This window comes from Bacillus yapensis, assembly GCF_005280205.1.
In the GTDB taxonomy this organism is placed as follows: domain Bacteria; phylum Bacillota; class Bacilli; order Bacillales; family Cytobacillaceae; genus Robertmurraya; species Robertmurraya yapensis.
Genome location: NZ_SUND01000018.1, coordinates 84,418 through 105,441 on the forward strand (window position 1 = coordinate 84,418; position 21,024 = coordinate 105,441).

The window sequence follows — 21,024 nt, forward strand, 5'->3', positions numbered from 1 at the left end:
TATGAAAAAAATATTGGTTATTGGAAGCTTTATGACAGATTTAGTTGTACAAACCCCGAAGGTGCCAGTAGAAGGTGAAACGATCATCGGAAGCACTTTTAACCGCTTCACTGGAGGAAAAGGGGCCAACCAGGCAGTGGCCGCTGCAAGATTAGGTGGCGATGTAACGATGATTGGAAAGCTTGGAGAAGACGATTTTGGTAGAGAACATATTGATGCTTTAAAAGCTGAACATATTAATCATCAGTCCGTTTTATATGACTCTCAATCAAATACAGGTGTCGGAAATATTGTCATTGACCAAAATGGGAATAATCGAATTGTTGTGATTCCAGGATCGAATTTGAGGCTTACAGAAAAAGATATTGCCTCTTTTGAAAACGTCATCATCGATTCTGATATTGTCGTTTTACAATTAGAGATTCCAATGGAAACAGTCTATAAATCTATTGAACTTGCTCATAAGCATGGAAAAACAATTATTTTAAATCCAGCACCAGCACAACCTATTAAATCGAGTTATATCGATAAAGTGGATTATTTTGTACCAAATGAAACGGAAGCGAGTCTTTTGACGAATATCGAGGTTAGTAGCCTTGAGACTGCAGAAAAGGCAGTGGAGACTTTATTAATGCAAGGATATAAGAATGTGATTATCACATTGGGCAGTAAGGGCGTCCTTTTTAAAAATAGCTCTGAGATGAAATTCGTGAAAGCGCACACAGTCAAAGCAGTGGATACGACTGCTGCAGGAGATTCCTTTATCGGAAGCTTTGCATTCGGATTATCAAACGAAATGAGTATTGAACAATCTCTTAATCTAGCTGTTGCTGCATCCGCACTAACTGTCACGAAGCTTGGTGCACAACCATCATTACCGAAGATTGACGATGTAAATGAACTACTACTAGCGCCACAAAAATGATGAAAAGAAGGGATCAATCATGAACAAGAAGATTACACAATTCTCTGATGGGTATTTAAGCCGTGTACCAATTTTGCAGTTCGTGTTAGTAACAATGCTCTTTCCACTCTGGGGGGCAGCGGCAAGTTTAAATGATGTTTTAATTACGCAATTTAAGGCAGTATTTGAGTTAAGCGATGCAGCAACTGCATTTGTACAAAGTGCATTTTATGGAGGGTATTTCCTGATCGCCATCCCAGCGGCAACGATTATCAAAAAAACAAGTTATAAAGTAGCGATTATTATTGGGTTGCTACTATACATTATTGGATGTTCACTATTCTTTCCGGCATCACATATGGCAACGTATTCCATGTTCCTCGTCGCAATTTTTGGAATCGCCATTGGATTAAGTTTTTTAGAAACATCAGCGAATACGTATACAACAATGCTTGGGCCAAGAGAATCGGCAACAAAACGTATCAATATGGCACAGCTTTTTAACCCAATTGGGAACGTAACAGGTATCATGCTTGGTAAATATTTTGTTTTTACAGACGGTGCAAGCATGGAATCTCAGCTTGCCAGCATGACTCCAGCAGAAGCGGAAGCATTCAGCTTGGAAATGCTGCAACGTACATTGATTCCTTACAAGGTCATTTTGGTTATTTTGTTAGTTGTGCTTCTAATGTTCTTAATCGTGAAATTTCCAAAGGCAAAACCGGAAATTCCGAAAGAGATCAAGAATAAGGTTAGCCTGAAAGAGACATTAAAGTATTTGTCTAAGAATAATCCATTCAAAAAAGGGATTTTAGCTCAATTTATTTACATGGCATTACAAACGACTGTCTGGTCCTTTACGATTCGTCTGGCATTAGAAGTAAACCCAGATATTAATGAACGTTTTGCTTCAAACTTTATGATTTACAGTTTTATCGCATTTTTCGTGGGTCGACTAATCGCGAATATCCTAATGGCTAGATTCAAGCCAACATTTGTATTATCACTGTATAGTATCATTGGTGTATTGGTATTAGCGTATACGGCACTTGTTCCAAACATGACGGCCGTATATGGTGCCATCTTTGTAAGTGTTCTATTCGGACCATGCTGGCCAACCATTTATGGAAGAACACTAGAAACAGTGGAAGATAAATATCGCGAAACGGCTGGTGGAGTAGTGGTTATGGCGATACTTGGTGGAGCGGTTGGACCAGTTGTTCAAGGATTCTTCTCTGATATCGTTGGTTCTTTACAGCTATCATTCTTAGCACCAATGGCATTCTTTGCATATCTTGCTTTCTATTTCTACAAAGAAAACAAAGCAGCAGCAAGTTCTGTGGAAGAGGAATCGAGTGTGGCTTAATAGATAAAGAGAAAGCTGTTAGTATGTGGGTGCACATACTAACAGCTTCTTTTTTTGGAGTGAAATATATCTAGTTTTTGGGATGTAGGAGCCTTAAAAGTTCCAACACTGATGGTCAGCGCTTATCGTTCAGTATGGTATTTTACCAAAGCTCTTTTTCTTACCAGTTGATTCTCTTGTGCTAGGGATTCAACTGTTTTTTATGCCGGGGGGGTATAATCCTGAAGTGAATTGTGTATATTCTCATGAACGCCTTATCTATAGTGGGGACCTTTGAATAATATTGGTAAATAATAACATGCCCATTCCATTGCTCCTTCACGGCATAAAATGATCAGAGGTGAATTTACAATGGTGAAATTATTTATTGATCCAGGTCATGGCGGTTCTGATTCAGGTGCTGTAGGGAATGGCTTAAGGGAGAAAGACCTGACCTTAACACTTGCTAAGAAAGTACGCGACCTGTTAGCAAACTATGAGAATGTTCAAGTACGATTAAGTCGGGATACAGATATCTTTATATCACTCAATGGACGTGCAGATATGGCAAATAATTGGGGAGCCGACTACTTTATGTCTATCCACATTAATGCGAGTGGGGGAACAGGCTTCGAAACCTATATTCATACCGGTGCCAGCAGTGCGTCTGTTAGATATCAAGACATCATTCATCCTGCTATTGTAAGCTCTGTCGACCTAAGAGATCGGGGCCAGAAGAGTGCAAACTATGCAGTGTTACGAGAAACGACGATGCCGGCAATTTTAACGGAAAACGGCTTTATTGATAATGCCTCAGATGCAAACAAACTAAAATCAGATGCCTTTTTGAATAATGTAGCAAAGGGGCATGTTGACGGACTTGTTAAGGCGTTTGGGCTCAAGAAAAAAACAACAGCACAGCCAACGCCGCCTAAATCTGTTGTTAGACCTACAAATCCAATTGCTACTTTCCAGCAATGGTTAAACAACACCTACAAGACTGGTTTAGCAGTAGACGGACTTGCTGGCCCTAAAACAAGAGCTGCGGCTGTTAAGGGGATTCAAACGGAACTCAACAAACAATATAATGCTGGATTGAGTGTTGATGGGGATTGGGGCCCGAAAACAAAGGCTGCCTTCAGGTCGGTGGAAAAAGGTGACCGAGGAAATCTTGTCTATATCATCCAAGGATTACTGTACTGCGTAGGTTATAGTCCTGATGGGATTGACGGTATCTTTGGAGCAAACACGGAAGATGCAGTACGTGCTTTTCAAAAGGATCAAAGAATTACTCAGGATGGGATTGTCGGGAAAAATACAATGGAAAAATTGGTTGCACAATAAATATCCCCCTTGTGTTTCCGCTATAAAAATATGCTCACTATAGAACCGCCTAATGTTAAATCATTGGGCGGTTTTATACGGTGTGCATTATGCGGGATTGATACAAACTTGTATTCGAACATAGATTATAAAGAAATAGAAACTATCAGGGGTGATTCTTAACCAAATGAAAAGAGCCATTGTAGGCTCTTAATTGTTTAAATCATATAGACCAGGTGCGTGTTCATTTGGCATATCTGGCATTTGTGGTACTGGATATCCTTTCGGTGGTTCGATTACAGAAAGCTCTCCACCGTTACGACTAGGGGTTGTACCTGTAAATACTTCCCCAATTAAAGTTTCGTCGAGTCTAAAATTAAATTGCGCATTGTGGAATCCCATATCAACATATTTTCGACATTCAGGGTACTTATTTAAATCATAGTTAGGAATAGGAAAAATCTTTCCCCAATCTACCCCTAATGTCTCAAGTGCTTTTGCAAATGCATTTTGATGCGCATTGTCTCTCACAATTAGAAAGGCAATGGTTTCGCGAAGGGTTTTGTTGTTACTCATTTCATAGATTCTTGATTTTTGAAGGACCCCGGTTGACTCTAAAATAACGTTATTTAGTAAATTGGCAGCCAAATTCCCATGGTCGTATACCCAGGAGCCATTCCACGGATTACCTGCAGCGTCAACAGGGAGAGATGCTTTTGCTCCAATGATGTAATGATGAGGATTTACCCCATTTTCGATCACATCATTTAAAGGTGCACTATCACTTGCTTGGTTGCCAGGCATGTCACCACCCGATTCATTTAAAAGCTGGTTAATTGTTGTTTGAACGAGTTCTACATGACTAAGTTCTTCAATGAATACACCTCTAATTAAGTCTCGGTACTTTTTAGCTTTTCCTCTGAAATTAGCACTTTGGAAAGAAAACTGCATTAGTGTCCGCATTTCTCCGAATTGCCCTCCAAGCGCTTCTTGAAGAACTTTTGCTGCTACTGGATCAGGTTTATCGGGAACGATCATGTTTATTAGATCTTCTTTGTAAAAATACATTTTTCATCCTCATTTCGCTTAAGATGTTTTTAGATTATCCAACCTAGTTCTTAATATTCTTCATGAGGAGCAGGGTTTGTAGTGAAAATGTGCAACGGATTGATGTTTGCTAGAACTGAAAAAGACTAGTGCATATTCATCCCCTATAAATGAAAAACCCATCCTTAAAAAGGATGGGCTGAAGACTACTTTTCTTTAAAATATTCCATATAAGCTTGGAAGATTTCAATTCCTTGATAAGCAATCAATGTTAAGGATGTTAACGAGAAAAAGCCAATTAATAAAAAACGAATCCACATAACTATTGTCCTCCTTTGAATTTTTTTATTAATAATTCAAAAGAGGTAAAGCTACATAATTCGATTTAAAACGAACAGGAGTAAGTAAGGTTAAGTTCCTTAAAAATGTTATGAGCATGTAACTTAAATATGCGATCGTAATGATTAAGGATGCGACAAAAGGAATATATGAGAAAGTATCATAAGAGGTCTGTTTGTCTGAATCATCAAGTGGCAACTCATTATTTTCTGAGGAGAACTTAAACGTAATTTTTTCTTGTTCAGTATAGACTTTCAAGCCGTCGATATGACCGCCAAATTGATAATACGAAAAAATCGAGATTAGTAAAATCAAAAAGAACGCAAAGTGTCTATTCAAACATTACACGCCTCCTTTTTGAGTATAGTTACAATTATAAACCAGTTTCATATGTTGTAAAATATATTGTTTGTGACATATTTTTACTAAAAAGTTGTGAGAGGCTGCTTTTGAATGATTCAAAATAAAGTAGCTAGCTGTGGGGGAAAGAATCAATCAGATGAATTCTTTTTTGAATCATCATCAATTGTTACTTCAATTATCGCTAGAATGATGGAGATGACAATTTGGGTCAATGTATTGATTTCGATTGTGTGCATGAGGCTATTCAATAAAGAGATAACTGCCCAGTTGCTCAAAAAAGTTAAAATAAAAATCCCCATCTTTAATTGGGACTTGCTGAATTTATTTGCGAGAATCATAAGCTTATGCAAGCCTTTTAAAAAGATTTCAAAAATAATTCCTAGCAGAAAATAAAGTAAAACGAACCATAGTAGGGAGCCAAACGAATCGTAGCTAACTCCTAATAGGTTAAATAATCCTAAAATGCCAAAGTAATAAATGGCTATAGCAAATCCAATAGCACCAATTAGCAAAAGAGATATCGTGACGATAATAAATAATTTTGTCCCGATTGTTTCTTCTTTAAATGGTTTATCCTCTTTTTCATCCATTCGGACCACCCCAATTCTCCTCGCTCTTTTCATATATACGGCGAAGTATTAAATAAGATTCAGAGAGGTCCTAATTAATCATGCAATCTAAACAGAATAGGCTCCCGAGCAAGAGTCGTGGTGTGCAAAATGGAGGAGGTAACTTGCTCGGGCTAATTAAGATAACCTAGGGTGGAGATAAATATTCATATAGATGGAGAAAAAATCACTTACTAAAAAGGCTATTGTTATTTACTCGCAATGAATCATTGCATGCTCTTAAAGAACTCATCTAAGTCATTCACTTTAGATACAAGGTTCGGGATATCTTTAAAAGAAAGATTTGGGATACAGCTTTTTAGGTAAAAAATCTTTTCGTTTGTTGTCTTATTTGAACGATATCCTAAACGGGCATTGATGAAACCAGTTGTTTCAACAATTGGATTCTTTTTTAAGAAGTCGGCTATTTCATTGGCTTTTACTGTGTACAGTGTAGTGTCGTTTTGATTGTTGTAGTATTGTCCAATCAAATACCCTACGATAGAACTTCCTTGCATTAGAACGGATGAAACAAAGAAATCACTTAAAGGGTTCCCTTTCTCAACAGAGTAATCTTCAGGAGAGCATTTTAATATTTTCTGATAAGATTCTGCCTTTGGAAGCACCACTTTCACGCCTTCAAATTCCTCAAATGTGCCTAATGAATTGATTTCTTCTGGAGTGTAATAAACCTTTTTTTCTTCAGGTTGTTTTTCGACAGTTGGAGCTGCTTCTTGAATGGGTTGCTCTTGCATGGAGATGTCGAACTTTTCGCTGATAATATCAGTTAAAGCTTCTTGGATACTTTTTTGAATGAGTGGACGAGAGGTATTGATAAACTGTTGTGTGACTTTAAATTTGAAACGTTCTTTTACAACGAATCTGATAAAGTCATCGCTAGGGTTTTCAAATATTTCTTTAATAACTGTTTTAAATGATTGATAGTACATTAAGGATTCTGCAAGAGCTTTGATACTATCGTAGTCATATAGATTTTTAGAGAACTTAATCAAATGGTTAAAATCTTCTTCGTTGTAATTGGTGATGTTAAAAATGAAAAAGGGTTTAGAGTCCATGATGTTTGCATCTTTTAAATCAGTAAAAAAATGATATTCAATTCCATTTGTTAAAATTCCTAATCTAACACTAGGGAACGTACTAAAATACCGACTCAATTGAGGGGCACTCTTATTTATTGGTTTGTTCATCGTTTTTGCTTCAACAAAGATCTTTGGATCTCCATTAATAGAAATTGCATAATCGACTTTTTCGTTCTTCTTGTGGAAATCGGCAGTAAATTCAGGGGTAACTTCTTGGGGGCTGTATGTATCGTATCCAAGTCCTCTTAACAGCGGCAAAATCAAAAATTGTTTAGTAGACTCTTCGTTTCTGATTAATTCAGCGTTCTCGCCAATAACCTTATTCAGCATCTCCAAAGTCTCTTTGAGATTCATTTTGAAACACTCCTCTATTTTTAATTTCATACAAAGTGAAAAGGTAACGTTTTGTTGAAATGAGCTCTTAGAAGATTACTTATTGAAGTTGATTCAAGAGGTAGGAATATGTAGAGTAACTATGTTTCGAAGAAAAACAGGGATTTATTCCTGCACCTACATAATACGACAGAAAGGTAAATGATTCCTTTTTATACTGGAAAATTTATAAAAACTACCGATAATAAAAATAAATATTTATAGTTCGACTAATATAATTCTCCATACCAAAGAAATTACCCTAACAAACGGAAACTTTATTACACACAAGAGCATATAGTTATCTATTCGATTAAGGAGCAGTTTTTAATATGCGAAGGAACATTAGAAGATACCGTCGAAGAATAAAAGTTAGTTACTTGAAGTTATTAATAAACATGAACAAAATTAGATGGAAAGTGCATCTGAAAGCTATAGCATTTTATGCGTTTAAATGGATTCTAATATTTTTCATTTTTTTAATTATGTTATGGTTGCTAGTTAAATTACATTTACCAACTAATATACCGATTAGTTTAATTAGTGCATTTATAACATTTGTTTTAACTTGGGATATTCTTAAATTTTTTAATAAGTTGATCGTTTATTGGGAAAATATACATTTTTCAAAACCGTACAAGGGAATAAAGGGCATTAATCTATATAGATGGGCAGAAGGGATAGAGGTTGAAGAAAGTACTTTCTACAGGATTTTATCTGATGGGTCAAGTACAAATACTATAAATAATTTAGCACTTATAAAAGAAAAAATAGAGGTTTTTTGCTCAAATGATGTGACGAAGCTGCGGCTTCTAAGTGCATTTGTTGAAAGAAGACTATCCAATAATATTTTGGAAAAAACAAGTTCAATATTACTTGGGATAGTAGTTAGTATAGTAACTTCATTTTTGAATAAATCTAGCTTAGGGGAAACATATTTTCAAAAAGTAATCAATTATTTAGATGGTAGTGATAACATTTTTAGCTCATCTAATATAACAATTTTCATAAAGTATTTTACATTTTTTTTGATTTTTCTTGCTTTATGGCTTTACATTTTAAATATACTTACTCGTGATAAAAAGAGATTAAGCTTAATTCACCAGATAATTAAAATCTCGATTGATGAAAAATAGATTTTGATAATGGATTTTGATTCAAAAAAGAAGCCCCTATTTATAAGAACTTCTCAAGCGTCCCAGAAGGGATTCGAACCCCCGACCTACAGTTTAGGAAACTGTTGCTCTATCCTACTGAGCTACTGGGACATATTGATATTAGTAAATTCCTCCAAAAGTGAGCATACATAATTATAATTTATTCTCAAAAAAATTCAAGTCTTACAGTTGCTGTGATGCTATTCCAAAAATCTCCCAATATATCAAATGAAACTTTTCCTAAAGTGAAACGTCCATTTGAAAGGGAGATTTTTTGCTTTTAAGAGGATGAATTCAAAAGTAAGTGAGATTGTGAAAGTTAGCGTATTTTTGCAGAAGAAACCACATTCTTTTTGTCCTTAAGTCTAGCCCAATCCAGATTGTTGATTGGAGCGGAAGGCCCGAGACTCCTGCGGGAAAAGCTGTCAGGTATGACCCCGCAGGCGCAAAAAGGCGCCGAGGAGGCTCCACAACTGCCCGCGGAAAGCGAGTGGCCTGTAGCGGAAATCAACAATCATAATCTCCACCCCTTATCCATGTTATTAGGACAATAACCAAGGGTAAAGAAAGTCGAAAGGCTAAAAACTCAACTCACAAAACTTATTTTGTAAAATTTATCCTATAAACAGGAATATTGCTGAAAAGTATCGAAATAAAAAGAAAGAGAAAAAACTTCGAACGTAAAAACCGGGAGGGAAAACATGGCAAGCGAAAAAATGAATCCAACGATTGAAAAAATTCTACAAAATATAGAAAGAGTCATGATCGGCAAACGAAACGTCGCCGAACTAAGCCTAGTCGCACTACTAGCAGAAGGACACGTACTCCTTGAAGACGTACCAGGCGTCGGAAAAACCATGATGGTCAGAGCACTTGCGAAATCCGTCAACGCTAATTTCCGCCGTATACAATTTACCCCAGATCTCCTACCATCTGACGTAACAGGTGTTTCCATCTACAATCCAAGAGAAATGGAATTCCAATTCAGACCAGGACCAATCATGGGTAACATTATCCTAGCAGACGAAATCAATCGGACCTCGCCGAAAACCCAATCAGCCTTACTAGAAGGAATGGAAGAAAGCAGCGTAACAATTGATGGCGTCACGCACAAATTAGAAAAGCCGTTTTTTGTTATGGCAACACAAAACCCAATTGAATACGAAGGAACTTATCCTCTACCAGAAGCTCAGCTTGACCGTTTCCTTTTAAAAATGAAAATGGGTTACCCTGAAATTGAAGAAGAAATGGAAGTCTTAAACCGTGCTCAAGTACTTGCGCCAATTGAAGAACTTGAAGCAGTCATTGACTTAGCGGAGCTTCGTGAATTACAGCAGGCAATCAAAAGGGTAACTGTAGATGACACGATTAAACGATATATCGTCGACATTGCCAACTGGACGAGAACAAACACGAGTGTCTACCTCGGAGCTAGTCCCCGTGGATCAATCGCTCTCATGAAGGCAGCCCAAGCTTATGCTTACATGTACGGAAGAGATTATGTGTTACCAGATGACGTGAAATATTTAGCACCGAATGTGTTTGCTCATCGGATTATTTTAAAATCTGAGGCGAAGTTTGAAGGAATTACCGCAGAAGATGTTGTGCTTCGCGTATTAGATCGGGTGCCGGTTCCTGTTCAAAGGTTAGTGAAGTAAGATGAGACGTTTTTTTGCTCGAATCAAACCAATATGGAAGCTGGTCGTACTCATCTTTTTGATTCTGTTGACCTTTTCCTATGCGATGTTCCAAGGTGGTTTTGTAAGCTGGTTCTTGTTTTATAGCTTCCTGCCTTTTGCCCTATACAGCTTAGCGCTAGCACTCTATAAAGTAAAAAACATTGAGCTACAGCGCGAATTTGTCAAAACGGAATTCAATGCTGGTGAAAAGCTAAAGGTTAAGATTCAACTGAAGAGACCCTCTTCCTTTCCTCTTTTTTATATGATTATGGAAGATCGGATTAGTGATGAGTTAGGTCACTCAACGCAAAAAAATATTGCGAAAACCTTTATCTATCCACATTTCCGTAGAAATCTGGAATTCGAATATGAAATTGAGAAGCTCCCACGTGGGGAGCATCATTTTAGTGGGATTGAAATTCGCCTTGGAGACCCACTAGGTCTAATCGAAAAGCAATTTCATTTTCCAACGGAGGACGACAAAATTGTCGTGTACCCTTCCTATGAAGATATCATTTATCGAACGATGGATAATCATTACGAACAAGGGATGACCGCGTCAAAAGAGAGGGTACAACGGGATACATCAATGGCTATTGGGATTAGAGAATATCAGCCAGGGGACCGGTTTTCCTGGATTAACTGGAAAGCTACAGCGAAAAGAAATGACATTATGACTAAGGAATTTGAACAACGTAAGTCGCATGATGTGTTCATCTGTATGGATTGTGCACCGGAAAAGCGATTTGAGGCGATCGTTTCCTTTTCTGCTTCCCTCGTCAGGGCGATTCTACGTAAAGGAGCACAGGTAGGATTTCTTTCTTCAAGCGAAGACCGGGTTGCAATTCCGATTCGGAGTGGGGAGACCCATCAGCAGCAAATTTTTTATCACCTAGCAAAGGTGAAGGATAAATGTCCGGTTAAGCTCGATTTGGTTTTAGAAGGAGAAGGCTTTGCGGCTTGGCAAAATGCGACCTTGATCCTCGTGACTGCGCAGCTAACGAAAAGATTGGTGGAAAAAGCAGGCTATTACTCTTCTAAAAAAGGAGTCATCACGATATTCCTTATTAAAGAAGAAAAAGAGGCCGCAAGTGCAGAGGAACTATCCTTGAAAGCAGAAGCGCAAGCACGAGGAATACAGGTGGTTATGGTTCATGACGGCCGCTTTTCAGAAGCCTTTTCGGGGGTGACGAGAGGATGAAGAGAAAGGTTAAAATGAAGTCTGACGCGTTAACGTTGTGGCTATATGTATGTGGATTCCTTCTTTTGTGGGAATGGTTGAGGCCGTTAAAACAGTTAACAGATACAAGTAATATCGGTGTTTTTATTGGATTTTTAGTCCTCTCGCTTGTTTTAAGCTATTTTCAAGTTCATATCCTCGCGCGCTCGGGGATTCGCTTGTTGTATGTATTATATACGATTAATTTCATGTATTACGTTGGGCCTTTTTTTCAATTCAAATGGATTGGTATTTTGACCAGCGATTTAATTGAAAATATGAAGCTAGTATTTGGTGCGAATTGGACCGCATTATCAGATTCGTTTAGAAGTCTTCTTTTCTATTTATTACTAGTGTTAATGACTTATTTGCTGCGGTATTGGCTCGTTCATCGAAAGCAGATTTTTATCTTCTTTTTCATGACACTTGTCTATATCACGGTGTTAGATACTTTTACACCTTATGATGCGACTTATGCAATTGTGAGAATCATCATCCTTGGCTTCGCCTTAATGGGGATTTTGACGTTTTATCGCATTATGGATCGGGAAAAATGGCAGAAGCAACCTGGCTTTGTACGAAAATGGCTCATGCCTTTAGTAGTCATGGTTTGTGCCAGTGTCTTAATTGGATATGCTGCACCAAAGGCAAGCCCAATCTGGCCAGACCCGGTTCCGTACATCACATCCTATTCAGAAAAAGGGGAGAATGATGGGCCCGGTGGACTGAGCAAGGTCGGCTATGGGACCGATGATACGGAGCTTGGTGGTCCTTTTAGTGCGGATGACACGGTCGTTTATGAAACAGAAGTCGATACTCGACAATACTGGAAGGTTGAAACAAAGGATGAGTACACGGGAAAAGGCTGGGTTGCTTCAGTCGAGAATGGCTTACGGACTCCTTTCACGCAAGAGGATACGTACCCGTTTACAAATTATTTGGATCCTGAGATGGAAGTGACCAAGCGTACGGGAATTATCAAACCTCAGGTTGGTTATCCTCATTTGATTTACCCATTAGGATTAACTTCAGTGAAAGATAATTCCGCTAGTACGTTTGAGATTGAAGAGAATTTAGAAAAAATATACCTTGTGGATAACGATGCTGCCGGAATGGGAGAGTATAGGGTTGAGTACGATACACCGAGGTTTAGCGTCCAAGCGATGAAAAATACGGTGGATACCTCAAATCCAATACTGACTGAAGAATTTCTTGCGCAGTACACGCAACTACCAGAGTCGCTGCCGCAACGTGTAAAAGATTTAGCGGTTGAAATTACAATGAATGAAACGAATTGGTACGACAAAGCAAAAGCGGTTGAAAATTACTTCGATCGGGCCGATTTTCAGTATGATCAAAAAAATGTTGCGGTGCCAGGACGAACGGAAGATTATGTCGACCAGTTTTTGTTTGATACGCAAATAGGGTATTGTGATAATTTCTCGACTTCAATGGTCGTGCTGATGCGTTCATTAGGCATTCCGGCGAGATGGGTCAAGGGCTATACAGAAGGAGCCTTTCGCGGGATGAGTGAGAACGACCAACGGATTTATGTGATTACGAATAACAATGCCCACTCTTGGGTAGAAGTATTTTTCCCAGAGGTAGGTTGGGTCCCATTTGAACCGACAAAGGGTTATTCGAATAACGCTCAATTCAACTATGACGATGTTTCAACAGAAACTGAGAATCAAGATGAGCTTGAGGCACCAGTTGCGCCAAAGCCTGAAAAACCAGAGGCAAAAGAGGCAACGACGCAACCAAAGGAAACGGAATTCTCGTGGAAACAGCTTTGGGAAGGAACAAAGGATTTCGTCAATCTGCATTGGGGTTGGATTCTAGGGGCGTTCTTAACGATTGTGGCAATTGCTTATCTGTTGTATGAAACACGGATCAAATGGTTACCACATTACCTTGTGTTCCGATTCAGATGGAGGAAGAAGGACGAAGATTTTCCTGACGCGTACTTTGCTTTATTGAATCAGTTAAATCGCTATGGACTAAAGAGAAAACAAGCACAAACGCTGAGAGATTACGCCGAATATATCGACGAGTACTTCTCTTCAAATGAAATGGGTACCTTAACAGCGAGCTACGAACGATTTTTATATAAAGGAAGTTTGGAAGTAGGTAGCTGGGAACAGACGAAGGAATTGTGGGAAAATTTAATCAAAAAGACTACATCTTGACCTGTCGATCTTCATGTTGTTACAATATGTCTAAATTGAGTAATTTAAGTTTAGATATTTATATACATGAACCTTCATATATCCTCGGTAATACGGACCGAGAGTCTCTACCGGGTCACCTTAAATGACCTGACTATGAAGGCAGGATTAGTCTATCTTTCTATCTATGAAACTAGAATTCTGCCTTCAAAGCTTTTTTGAAGGGGAGTTCTAGTTTTTTTTGTTATTAGGGAGTTTAGTTAAGCTTTTCTTATATTTCCAGTATTTAATACACAAACTATTTTTATCCACTACTTTGACGAGGTGAAAGCAATGACGAGCGAGGGTTTACAAGGTCAAGAAAAGATTGTTGTTTTGGATTTTGGGAGTCAATATAATCAATTAATTACGAGAAGAATTCGTGAGTTTGGGGTTTATAGTGAGCTTCATCCGCATACGATTACAGCTGAAGAAATTAAGAACATGAATGCGAAAGGGATCATTTTTTCTGGTGGCCCAAATAGTGTTTATGATGAAAATTCATTCCGTGCAGACGAAGCGATTTTTGAATTAGGGCTTCCGATTTTAGGGATTTGCTACGGCATGCAGCTGATGACGACTCATTTTAAAGGAAAAGTAGAACCTGCTAAGCATCGTGAGTATGGAAAAGCAGCTCTTAACATTCAAAATGAGACAAGATTATTTGGTCAGCTTCCACAAGAACAAATCGTGTGGATGAGCCATGGCGATTTAGTTGTTGAAGCACCAGAAGGCTTCGCGATTGATGCAACAAGTCCGTCTTGTCCGATTTCTGCGATGAGTGATGAATCTCGTAATCTTTACGCTGTTCAATTCCATCCAGAAGTTCGTCATTCTGAATATGGGAATGAGTTATTGAAGAATTTCGTTTTCAACGTTTGTGAATGCGAAAATAATTGGTCAATGGAGAACTTCATTGAGATTGAAATGGAAAAAATTCGTCAGACTGTAGGCGATAAACAAGTACTTTGTGCGCTAAGTGGTGGCGTTGATTCATCAGTTGTTGCGGTACTGATTCATAAAGCAATTGGCGATCAATTAACTTGTATTTTCGTTGACCATGGGCTCTTGCGGAAAGGGGAAGCGGATAGTGTTATGAAGACCTTTGCTGACGGCTTCAACATGAATGTCATCAAAGTAGACGCGAGGGATCGTTTCCTAAGCAAGTTAAAAGGCGTTAGTGATCCTGAGCAAAAACGTAAAATTATCGGTAATGAATTTATCTATGTATTCGATGATGAAGCAACAAAGCTTAAGGGTATTGACTATTTAGCTCAAGGAACGCTTTACACGGATATTATTGAGAGTGGTACAGCAACTGCACAAACCATTAAATCTCACCATAATGTTGGTGGATTACCAGAAGATATGCAGTTCCAATTAATCGAGCCTTTAAATACATTATTCAAGGATGAGGTTCGTGCAGTAGGAACGGAGCTTGGCATTCCTGATGAGATCGTTTGGAGACAGCCATTCCCAGGTCCTGGTCTAGGAATTCGTGTACTTGGAGAGATTTCTGAGGATAAGCTAGAGATCGTTCGTGAATCAGATTGGATTTTACGAGAAGAAATCAAAAATGCTGGATTGGACCGCGACATTTGGCAGTATTTCACGGTACTACCTGACATTCGCAGTGTTGGGGTAATGGGAGATGCTCGTACGTACGATTACACGATCGGAATTCGTGCGGTAACATCGATTGACGGTATGACATCTGACTGGGCAAGAATCCCTTGGGACGTATTAGAGGTCATTTCTACTCGTATCGTCAACGAAGTAAGCCATGTCAATCGCGTCGTGTATGATATTACAAGTAAGCCACCTGCTACGATTGAGTGGGAATAAAACAATAAAACACGAACGTTAAAACGAACATTGTAAAAAAATGTTCGTTTTTTTCTTGACGAACCAATAAGTCGTTGCTAAAATAAGAGAGAAATTAAATATCATCGTATTACGTCGTATAACGTTGGGAATAGGGCCCAAAAGTTTCTACCAGGCTACCGTAAATAGCTTGACTACGAAGTAAGTGATAAACGGACGGATCTTGCTATTATTTTTTTCATTCTTATTCCTCGTTTATTTCACGAACTTGTTGTCGAGCGCTCCTGGTAATAGGGAGCGTTTTTTATGTTTTTGTACGACAGAGATAAACATTTTTAAGGGGGAAAAAAGAATGAAGAATTATTTTCAGTTCGCAGAATTAAAGACAAACTTCAGAACGGAAATTATTGCGGGTGTAACAACTTTCTTAGCAATGGCTTACATCTTGTTCGTTAATCCAACAGTTTTAGAAGGAGCGGGCATGGACAAGGGGGCTGTATTCACAGCTACTGCTCTAGCGGCTGCTCTTGGAACAATGGTCATGGGTGTTATTGCGAAATATCCAGTAGCCCTTGCACCAGGTATGGGATTGAACGCATTTTTCACCTATACTGTAGTTCTTGGTTATGGCATTGCATGGGAAACAGCTTTAGCTGGTGTATTAGTTTCAGGTCTAATCCTTGTTTTATTAACATTAACAGGTATTCGCGAAATCATCATTAACGCGATTCCAGCGAACTTGAAAAATGCAGTTGGTGCTGGTATCGGATTATTCATTGCTTTTATCGGTTTAATTAATGCTGGTATTGTAGTGCCAAGCGAAGCTACGACTGTAGCAATCGGTGATATCTTATCAGGTCCTGTATTATTAGCGATTTTTGGTTTGATTGTAACAGTTATTTTACTAACTCGTGGCGTAAAAGCAGGCGTTTTCTACGGAATGATTATTACAGCAGTTGTGGGAATGATTTTTAATCAAGTTCCAGTACCAACTGGTCTTAGTGATATCGTAGGTTCAGTACCGAGCATTGAGCCGACTTTTGGAAAAGCATTCCTTCACTTAGGCGATATCTTTACTCTAGATATGCTGGTTGTTATTCTTACATTCATGTTTGTTGATTTCTTTGATACAGCTGGTACCCTTGTGGCAGTAGCGTCTCAAGCTGGAATTATGAAGGACGGAAAGTTACCACGTGCAGGAAGAGCATTAGCATCTGATTCATCAGGTACAGTTATCGGTGCGATTCTTGGAACATCAAGCACAACTTCTTATGTGGAATCTTCTGCAGGGGTTGGAGCAGGTGGACGTTCTGGTTTTACAGCAGTTGTAACATCAATTTGTTTCTTGTTAGCTTTATTCTTCTCACCATTACTTGCGATTGTAACGAACCAAGTAACAGCACCTGCTTTAATCATTGTTGGGGTGTTAATGGCTGTTCAGCTTAAATTTATTGAGTGGGATAAATTCGAAGTGGCAGTACCAGCATTTTTCACAATACTAATGATGCCACTCACGTATAGTATTGCAACAGGGATTGCGATTGGTTTCATTTTCTATCCAATCTCCATGATTACTAAGGGTCGTGCAAAAGAAATTCATCCAATCATGTATGTTCTCTTTGCCATCTTTGTTCTCTATTTTATTTTCTTAAACTAGTCATTTTTGGAGAGTCACACAGGGGTGTGGCTCTTTTTGTCTTTGATGCTTTTCGCGTAAAAAGAGTTATGCTTGGATATTTTTGGATAATTACCAATCATTATGAGAACAGCGATTTCTTTTGACTTCTACTAAAAGAATTTATATGATAAGAAAATATTAGGGTTGTCGAAAGAGGAAAACAATTATGGGTCAATTGCAGATAAAGAAAACGCTTAATAATAATGTTTTAATAGGGGATCATGACGACTATGGGGAAGTAGTCTTGATCGGAAAAGGGATTAGTTTTAATCGAAAACAGGGGGAAGTTGTTGATCCTTCTTTAGCGGAAAAATTTTTCGTGCTAAAAGACAATAAGGAAAAAGAGAACTATTTGAAGCTTCTTCCTTTTTTGGACACTGATCTTCAAGAAGTAATCATTTCTTGTATTGAGCTAATCAAAACCAGAAGCAATGCCGTGTTGAATGAACATATTCATGTTGCTTTGACCGATCACTTAATGTTTGCGATCACACGCCTTTCAAAAGGGATGGAAATGAAAAATCCTTTTTTGATCGAAACAAAAGCACTTTATCCTTTTGAATACGAAATTGCACGCGAGGTTGTAAGGTTGATAAAAGAAAAAACGGATATTGAGCTTCCAGAAGGGGAAGTAGGATTTGTTGCCCTTCACATTCATAGTGCGGTTATGAATAAAAGCTTATCTGAGGTAAATCAGCATTCCCAGCTTGTGACAAAGCTAGTCGATATGATCGAAGAACGATTAGAAATTATTCTAGACAAAGAAAGTATTGACTACATGAGGCTTGTTCGTCATATTCGATTTACGATTGAGCGCGTTCGTACAGGGGAAAAAGTAGAAGAACCAAAAAAAATAACTTTACTCTTGAAAGAAGAATATCCTGTATGCTACAATCTTTCATGGAAACTCATTAAGGTTATGCAACAAGAATTAAGGAAGCCTGTGTACAATGCAGAAGCTGTTTATCTAACGATGCATTTACAACGCCTTCAAAACAAAGTTAAATAAAAAGTTATTATACTATATTTTTTTGCTTCAAATGAAAACGAATTCTTTGAAGTACTTCACGTGTTACTGATTCGATCAGGCATGAGTGAAAAATTAATTGAAATAGCCTATTAGGGGTAGTCTATACCCAAATAGCTCTATTCAGTTATTTTTCCTCATGTCTTTTTTGTTGTTCTTTTGAAAACGCTTAATGAGTTCAAGAATATTTTCAGGAGGTTTTCCTTATGTTTAAAAAAGCATTTGGTGTTTTACAAAAAGTCGGTAAAGCTTTAATGTTACCGGTTGCGTTATTACCAGCTGCGGGGATTCTATTAGCATTGGGTGCTGCTCTTCTAAACCCAACATTATTAGAAATTGCTCCATTCCTAGATAATTCTGGTGTTGAAATGGTAGCATCTATCATGCAAAAAGCTGGAGACATCGTCTTCGGGAACTTGCCAGTTCTCTTTGCGGTTGGTGTTGCAGTTGGATTAGCAGGTGGAGATGGTGTTGCTGGATTAGCGGCTATCATCGGTTACTTAATCATGAACGTAACAATGGGTACAGCTCTTGGAATTACAGCAGAAGATGTTAACGGTTTAAACTACGCTAGCATTTTAGGTGTTCCAACGCTTCAAACAGGCGTATTTGGTGGTATTATCGTCGGTATTATCGCTTCTGCTCTTTATAACAAATTTTACGAAATTGAGTTACCTTCTTATTTAGGTTTCTTTGCAGGTAAGCGTTTCGTTCCGATTATTACTGCAGGTGCATCAGTTCTTTTAGGTCTATTAATGTTAATTATCTGGCCTCCAATCCAAGATGGATTGAATGCCTTCTCTCAAAACATGGTTCATGCAAACTTAACAGTTTCAGCGTTTATTTTCGGAGTAATTGAACGTGCGTTAATTCCTTTCGGCTTGCACCACATTTTCTATTCTCCATTCTGGTATGAGTTTGGACAATACGTGACGGCAGCTGGAGAAACAGTTCGTGGTGACCAACGTATTTTCATGGCGCAAATTCTTGATAACGTACAAGACTTAGATGCAGGTACATTCATGACTGGTAAATTCCCATTCATGATGTTCGGTTTACCAGCTGCAGCATTAGCGATTTATCATGAAGCACGTCCAGAAAGAAAAGTATTTGTCGGTGGATTAATGGCATCTGCTGCTCTTACATCTTTCTTAACAGGTATCACAGAGCCAATCGAATTCTCATTCTTATTCGTAGCTCCTGTTCTATTCGGAATTCATGCGATTTTCGCAGGTCTTTCATTTATGACAATGCACATTTTAAATGTAAAAATTGGTATGACATTCTCTGGTGGATTAATTGACTACATTCTGTTCGGTCTAATTAACCCGCAAACAAATGCTTGGTTAGTAATTCCGGTTGGTCTAGTATTTGCAGTTATTTACTATTTCGGATTCCGTTTTGCAATCCGTAAGTTTAACTTAAAGACTCCTGGTCGTGAAGATGAAGTAGAAGAAGAGGAAGGTGCTGTACAAGGCAAAACTTCTGATCTTCCATACGAAATTCTTGAAGCGATGGGTGGAAAAGAAAATATCTCTCATTTAGATGCTTGTATCACTCGACTTCGTGTTTCTGTAAATGATGCGAAAAACGTTGATAAGGCTCGTTTGAAAAAATTAGGTGCATCAGGTGTTCTTGAAGTAGGAAATAGTATCCAAGCGATCTTTGGTCCTCGTTCTGAAACAATTAAGGGTCAAATGAAGGATATTATGGAAGGTAAGAGACCACGTGTTGTAGCTGAAAAAGCTGTAGCACAACCAACTGCAGTTCAAGGTGCAGATGATTTTGTATCTCCGATTAAAGGGGAAATCAAACCAATTACTGAAGTTCCAGATGCAGTATTCTCTGGAAAAATGATGGGTGACGGTTTTGCTATTCTACCGGTTGATGGAACAATTGTGTCTCCTGTTGATGGAAAAATCGTTAACTTCTTCCCAACAAAACACGCTGTAGGTATTTTATCTGACTCTGGTCGCGAAATCCTAATCCATGTAGGTATCGATACAGTTAACCTTAAAGGTGAAGGTTTTGAAGCTCTTGTAAGTGAGAACGACACTGTTAAAAAGGGACAACCTTTATTAAAAGTGGATCTTGAGGCTATTAAAACAAAAGTACCTTCTATTATGACTCCAGTTGTTTTCACAAATCTTGCTGAAGGTGAGCAAGTAGTGATTCAAAAACAAGGAAATGTAGATAAAGGTGAAGAAAATATCGTAACCATTTCAAAAGCGTAATATATAGTAATATATATAAGAAGAAACTCGGTCGACCTCCATACTTTGTGGAGGTCGATTTCTTTTTGTGTGCAATTGTATAATTTTACCTGCATAAAACATGTTGATCTTCGGTTGTATAGGTGTTACTATAAGAAAGTCGTCTCGAGCAGATGACAAGATAAACCAACAACATTATTTAAGAAAAAAGATTTTCAAAAATAGTTGTTGACATTGTTTCAACAGAATGTTATTCTAATATAGTTGCTGCTGAAGCAATAAAGAAAATCAAATGAATGATATTTTCTCTTTGAGAAAAATCACTATTGTACTTTGAAAACTAAACAAATCATACGTCAACGTTAGTTTTATTTTAAGTTTTATTTAAGAGCTAATCTTACTCTTTATTGGAGAGTTTGATCCTGGCTCAGGACGAACGCTGGCGGCGTGCCTAATACATGCAAGTCGAGCGGATCTGAGGGAGCTTGCTCCCTCAGATTAGCGGCGGACGGGTGAGTAACACGTGGGCAACCTGCCTGTAAGACTGGGATAACTTCGGGAAACCGGAGCTAATACCGGATAATGCTTTTGAACTCATGTTCGAAAGCTGAAAGATGGT

Annotated in this window: 15 protein-coding genes, 1 tRNA gene, 1 rRNA gene and 2 riboswitches; of the genes, 12 read left to right on the forward strand and 5 right to left on the reverse strand. The window is 38.2% G+C overall.

Annotation, left to right across the window (positions count from 1 at the left end):
- The first annotated feature begins 1 nt into the window (after position 1).
- The 3 genes from rbsK to FAR12_RS23565 all read left to right on the forward strand — a co-directional run bounded on the left by rbsK (position 2) and on the right by FAR12_RS23565 (position 3,593).
- Positions 2 to 925: a ribokinase gene (rbsK, locus tag FAR12_RS19070; protein WP_126410363.1), complete on the forward strand. Its 924-nt coding sequence runs from the start codon at positions 2 to 4 to the stop codon at positions 923 to 925.
- A 19-nt stretch (positions 926 to 944) separates the two neighbouring features.
- Positions 945 to 2,270: an L-fucose:H+ symporter permease gene (gene fucP / locus FAR12_RS19075; protein ID WP_126410364.1), complete on the forward strand. Its 1,326-nt coding sequence runs from the start codon at positions 945 to 947 to the stop codon at positions 2,268 to 2,270.
- A 351-nt stretch (positions 2,271 to 2,621) separates the two neighbouring features.
- Positions 2,622 to 3,593: an N-acetylmuramoyl-L-alanine amidase gene (locus tag FAR12_RS23565; RefSeq protein ID WP_170972255.1), complete on the forward strand. Its 972-nt coding sequence runs from the start codon at positions 2,622 to 2,624 to the stop codon at positions 3,591 to 3,593.
- A gap of 189 nt (positions 3,594 to 3,782) precedes the next feature.
- On the opposite strand, the gene FAR12_RS19085 is transcribed toward FAR12_RS23565, so the two are convergent.
- The 4 genes from FAR12_RS19085 to FAR12_RS19100 form a co-directional block, all read right to left on the reverse strand.
- Positions 3,783 to 4,640, reverse strand: coding sequence for a manganese catalase family protein (locus FAR12_RS19085; protein ID WP_126410365.1), 858 nt, complete (start codon positions 4,638 to 4,640; stop codon positions 3,783 to 3,785).
- Positions 4,641 to 4,967: 327 nt separating this feature from the next.
- Positions 4,968 to 5,297: a hypothetical protein gene (locus tag FAR12_RS19090; RefSeq protein ID WP_126410366.1), complete on the reverse strand. Its 330-nt coding sequence runs from the start codon at positions 5,295 to 5,297 to the stop codon at positions 4,968 to 4,970.
- Positions 5,298 to 5,449: 152 nt separating this feature from the next.
- A complete protein-coding gene (locus FAR12_RS19095; RefSeq protein ID WP_170972256.1) occupies positions 5,450 to 5,911 on the reverse strand; it encodes a YrvL family regulatory protein in 462 nt (153 codons plus the stop codon).
- Between the two features lie 245 nt (positions 5,912 to 6,156).
- Positions 6,157 to 7,383, reverse strand: a complete 1,227-nt coding sequence (locus tag FAR12_RS19100; protein ID WP_126410368.1) for a type I restriction endonuclease — start codon at positions 7,381 to 7,383, stop codon at positions 6,157 to 6,159.
- A gap of 416 nt (positions 7,384 to 7,799) precedes the next feature.
- Between FAR12_RS19100 and FAR12_RS19105 the strand changes: the two genes are divergently transcribed.
- Positions 7,800 to 8,537 carry a hypothetical protein gene (locus FAR12_RS19105; RefSeq protein ID WP_126410369.1) on the forward strand — a complete coding sequence of 246 codons (738 nt, stop codon included), beginning with the start codon at positions 7,800 to 7,802 and terminating at the stop codon, positions 8,535 to 8,537.
- 58 nt (positions 8,538 to 8,595) lie between these two features.
- On the opposite strand, the gene FAR12_RS19110 is transcribed toward FAR12_RS19105, so the two are convergent.
- A tRNA-Arg gene (locus FAR12_RS19110) sits at positions 8,596 to 8,669 on the reverse strand.
- Positions 8,670 to 9,259: 590 nt separating this feature from the next.
- Here FAR12_RS19110 and FAR12_RS19115 point away from each other — a divergent pair.
- The 8 genes from FAR12_RS19115 to FAR12_RS19150 form a co-directional block, all read left to right on the forward strand.
- A complete protein-coding gene (locus FAR12_RS19115) occupies positions 9,260 to 10,216 on the forward strand; it encodes an AAA family ATPase (protein WP_126410370.1) in 957 nt (318 codons plus the stop codon).
- A gap of 1 nt (position 10,217) precedes the next feature.
- Positions 10,218 to 11,438, forward strand: coding sequence for a DUF58 domain-containing protein (locus FAR12_RS19120; protein ID WP_126410371.1), 1,221 nt, complete (start codon positions 10,218 to 10,220; stop codon positions 11,436 to 11,438).
- A complete protein-coding gene (locus FAR12_RS19125; protein WP_126410372.1) occupies positions 11,435 to 13,645 on the forward strand; it encodes a DUF4129 domain-containing transglutaminase family protein in 2,211 nt (736 codons plus the stop codon). The genes FAR12_RS19120 and FAR12_RS19125 overlap by 4 nt, the downstream gene beginning before the upstream one ends.
- Positions 13,646 to 13,699: 54 nt before the next feature.
- A riboswitch (purine riboswitch) is annotated at positions 13,700 to 13,801 on the forward strand.
- Between the two features lie 156 nt (positions 13,802 to 13,957).
- On the forward strand, positions 13,958 to 15,508 hold the full coding sequence (guaA, locus tag FAR12_RS19130) for a glutamine-hydrolyzing GMP synthase (RefSeq protein ID WP_126410373.1): 1,551 nt from the start codon (positions 13,958 to 13,960) through the stop codon (positions 15,506 to 15,508).
- Positions 15,509 to 15,602: 94 nt separating this feature from the next.
- Positions 15,603 to 15,704: riboswitch (purine riboswitch) on the forward strand.
- Positions 15,705 to 15,839: 135 nt separating this feature from the next.
- The gene (locus FAR12_RS19135; RefSeq protein WP_126410374.1) at positions 15,840 to 17,144 is read left to right on the forward strand and encodes an NCS2 family permease; all 1,305 of its coding nucleotides are present in this window, start codon (positions 15,840 to 15,842) and stop codon (positions 17,142 to 17,144) included.
- Positions 17,145 to 17,331: 187 nt separating this feature from the next.
- Complete coding sequence (gene glcT / locus FAR12_RS19140) at positions 17,332 to 18,174, forward strand: glucose PTS transporter transcription antiterminator GlcT (protein ID WP_126410375.1); 843 nt, start codon at positions 17,332 to 17,334, stop codon at positions 18,172 to 18,174.
- 224 nt (positions 18,175 to 18,398) lie between these two features.
- A complete protein-coding gene (gene ptsG / locus FAR12_RS19145) occupies positions 18,399 to 20,426 on the forward strand; it encodes a glucose-specific PTS transporter subunit IIBC (RefSeq protein ID WP_126410376.1) in 2,028 nt (675 codons plus the stop codon).
- A gap of 383 nt (positions 20,427 to 20,809) precedes the next feature.
- A 16S ribosomal RNA gene (locus FAR12_RS19150) occupies positions 20,810 to 21,024 on the forward strand; the annotation flags it as partial.

Excerpts from the sequence above, each read along its gene's own strand:
- glcT (WP_126410375.1), top strand. The coding sequence starts at position 17,332 with ATGGGTCAATTGCAGATAAAGAAAACGCTTAATAATAATGTTTTAATA.
- FAR12_RS19125 (WP_126410372.1), top strand. The coding sequence starts at position 11,435 with ATGAAGAGAAAGGTTAAAATGAAGTCTGACGCGTTAACGTTGTGGCTA.
- guaA (WP_126410373.1), top strand. The coding sequence starts at position 13,958 with ATGACGAGCGAGGGTTTACAAGGTCAAGAAAAGATTGTTGTTTTGGAT.
- FAR12_RS19105 (WP_126410369.1), top strand. The coding sequence starts at position 7,800 with ATGAACAAAATTAGATGGAAAGTGCATCTGAAAGCTATAGCATTTTAT.
- rbsK (WP_126410363.1), top strand. The coding sequence starts at position 2 with ATGAAAAAAATATTGGTTATTGGAAGCTTTATGACAGATTTAGTTGTA.
- FAR12_RS19135 (WP_126410374.1), top strand. The coding sequence starts at position 15,840 with ATGAAGAATTATTTTCAGTTCGCAGAATTAAAGACAAACTTCAGAACG.
- FAR12_RS19100 (WP_126410368.1), bottom strand. The coding sequence starts at position 7,383 with ATGAATCTCAAAGAGACTTTGGAGATGCTGAATAAGGTTATTGGCGAG.
- fucP (WP_126410364.1), top strand. The coding sequence starts at position 945 with ATGAACAAGAAGATTACACAATTCTCTGATGGGTATTTAAGCCGTGTA.
- FAR12_RS23565 (WP_170972255.1), top strand. The coding sequence starts at position 2,622 with ATGGTGAAATTATTTATTGATCCAGGTCATGGCGGTTCTGATTCAGGT.
- FAR12_RS19095 (WP_170972256.1), bottom strand. The coding sequence starts at position 5,911 with ATGGATGAAAAAGAGGATAAACCATTTAAAGAAGAAACAATCGGGACA.
- FAR12_RS19115 (WP_126410370.1), top strand. The coding sequence starts at position 9,260 with ATGGCAAGCGAAAAAATGAATCCAACGATTGAAAAAATTCTACAAAAT.
- FAR12_RS19120 (WP_126410371.1), top strand. The coding sequence starts at position 10,218 with ATGAGACGTTTTTTTGCTCGAATCAAACCAATATGGAAGCTGGTCGTA.
- FAR12_RS19085 (WP_126410365.1), bottom strand. The coding sequence starts at position 4,640 with ATGTATTTTTACAAAGAAGATCTAATAAACATGATCGTTCCCGATAAA.
- ptsG (WP_126410376.1), top strand. The coding sequence starts at position 18,399 with ATGTTTAAAAAAGCATTTGGTGTTTTACAAAAAGTCGGTAAAGCTTTA.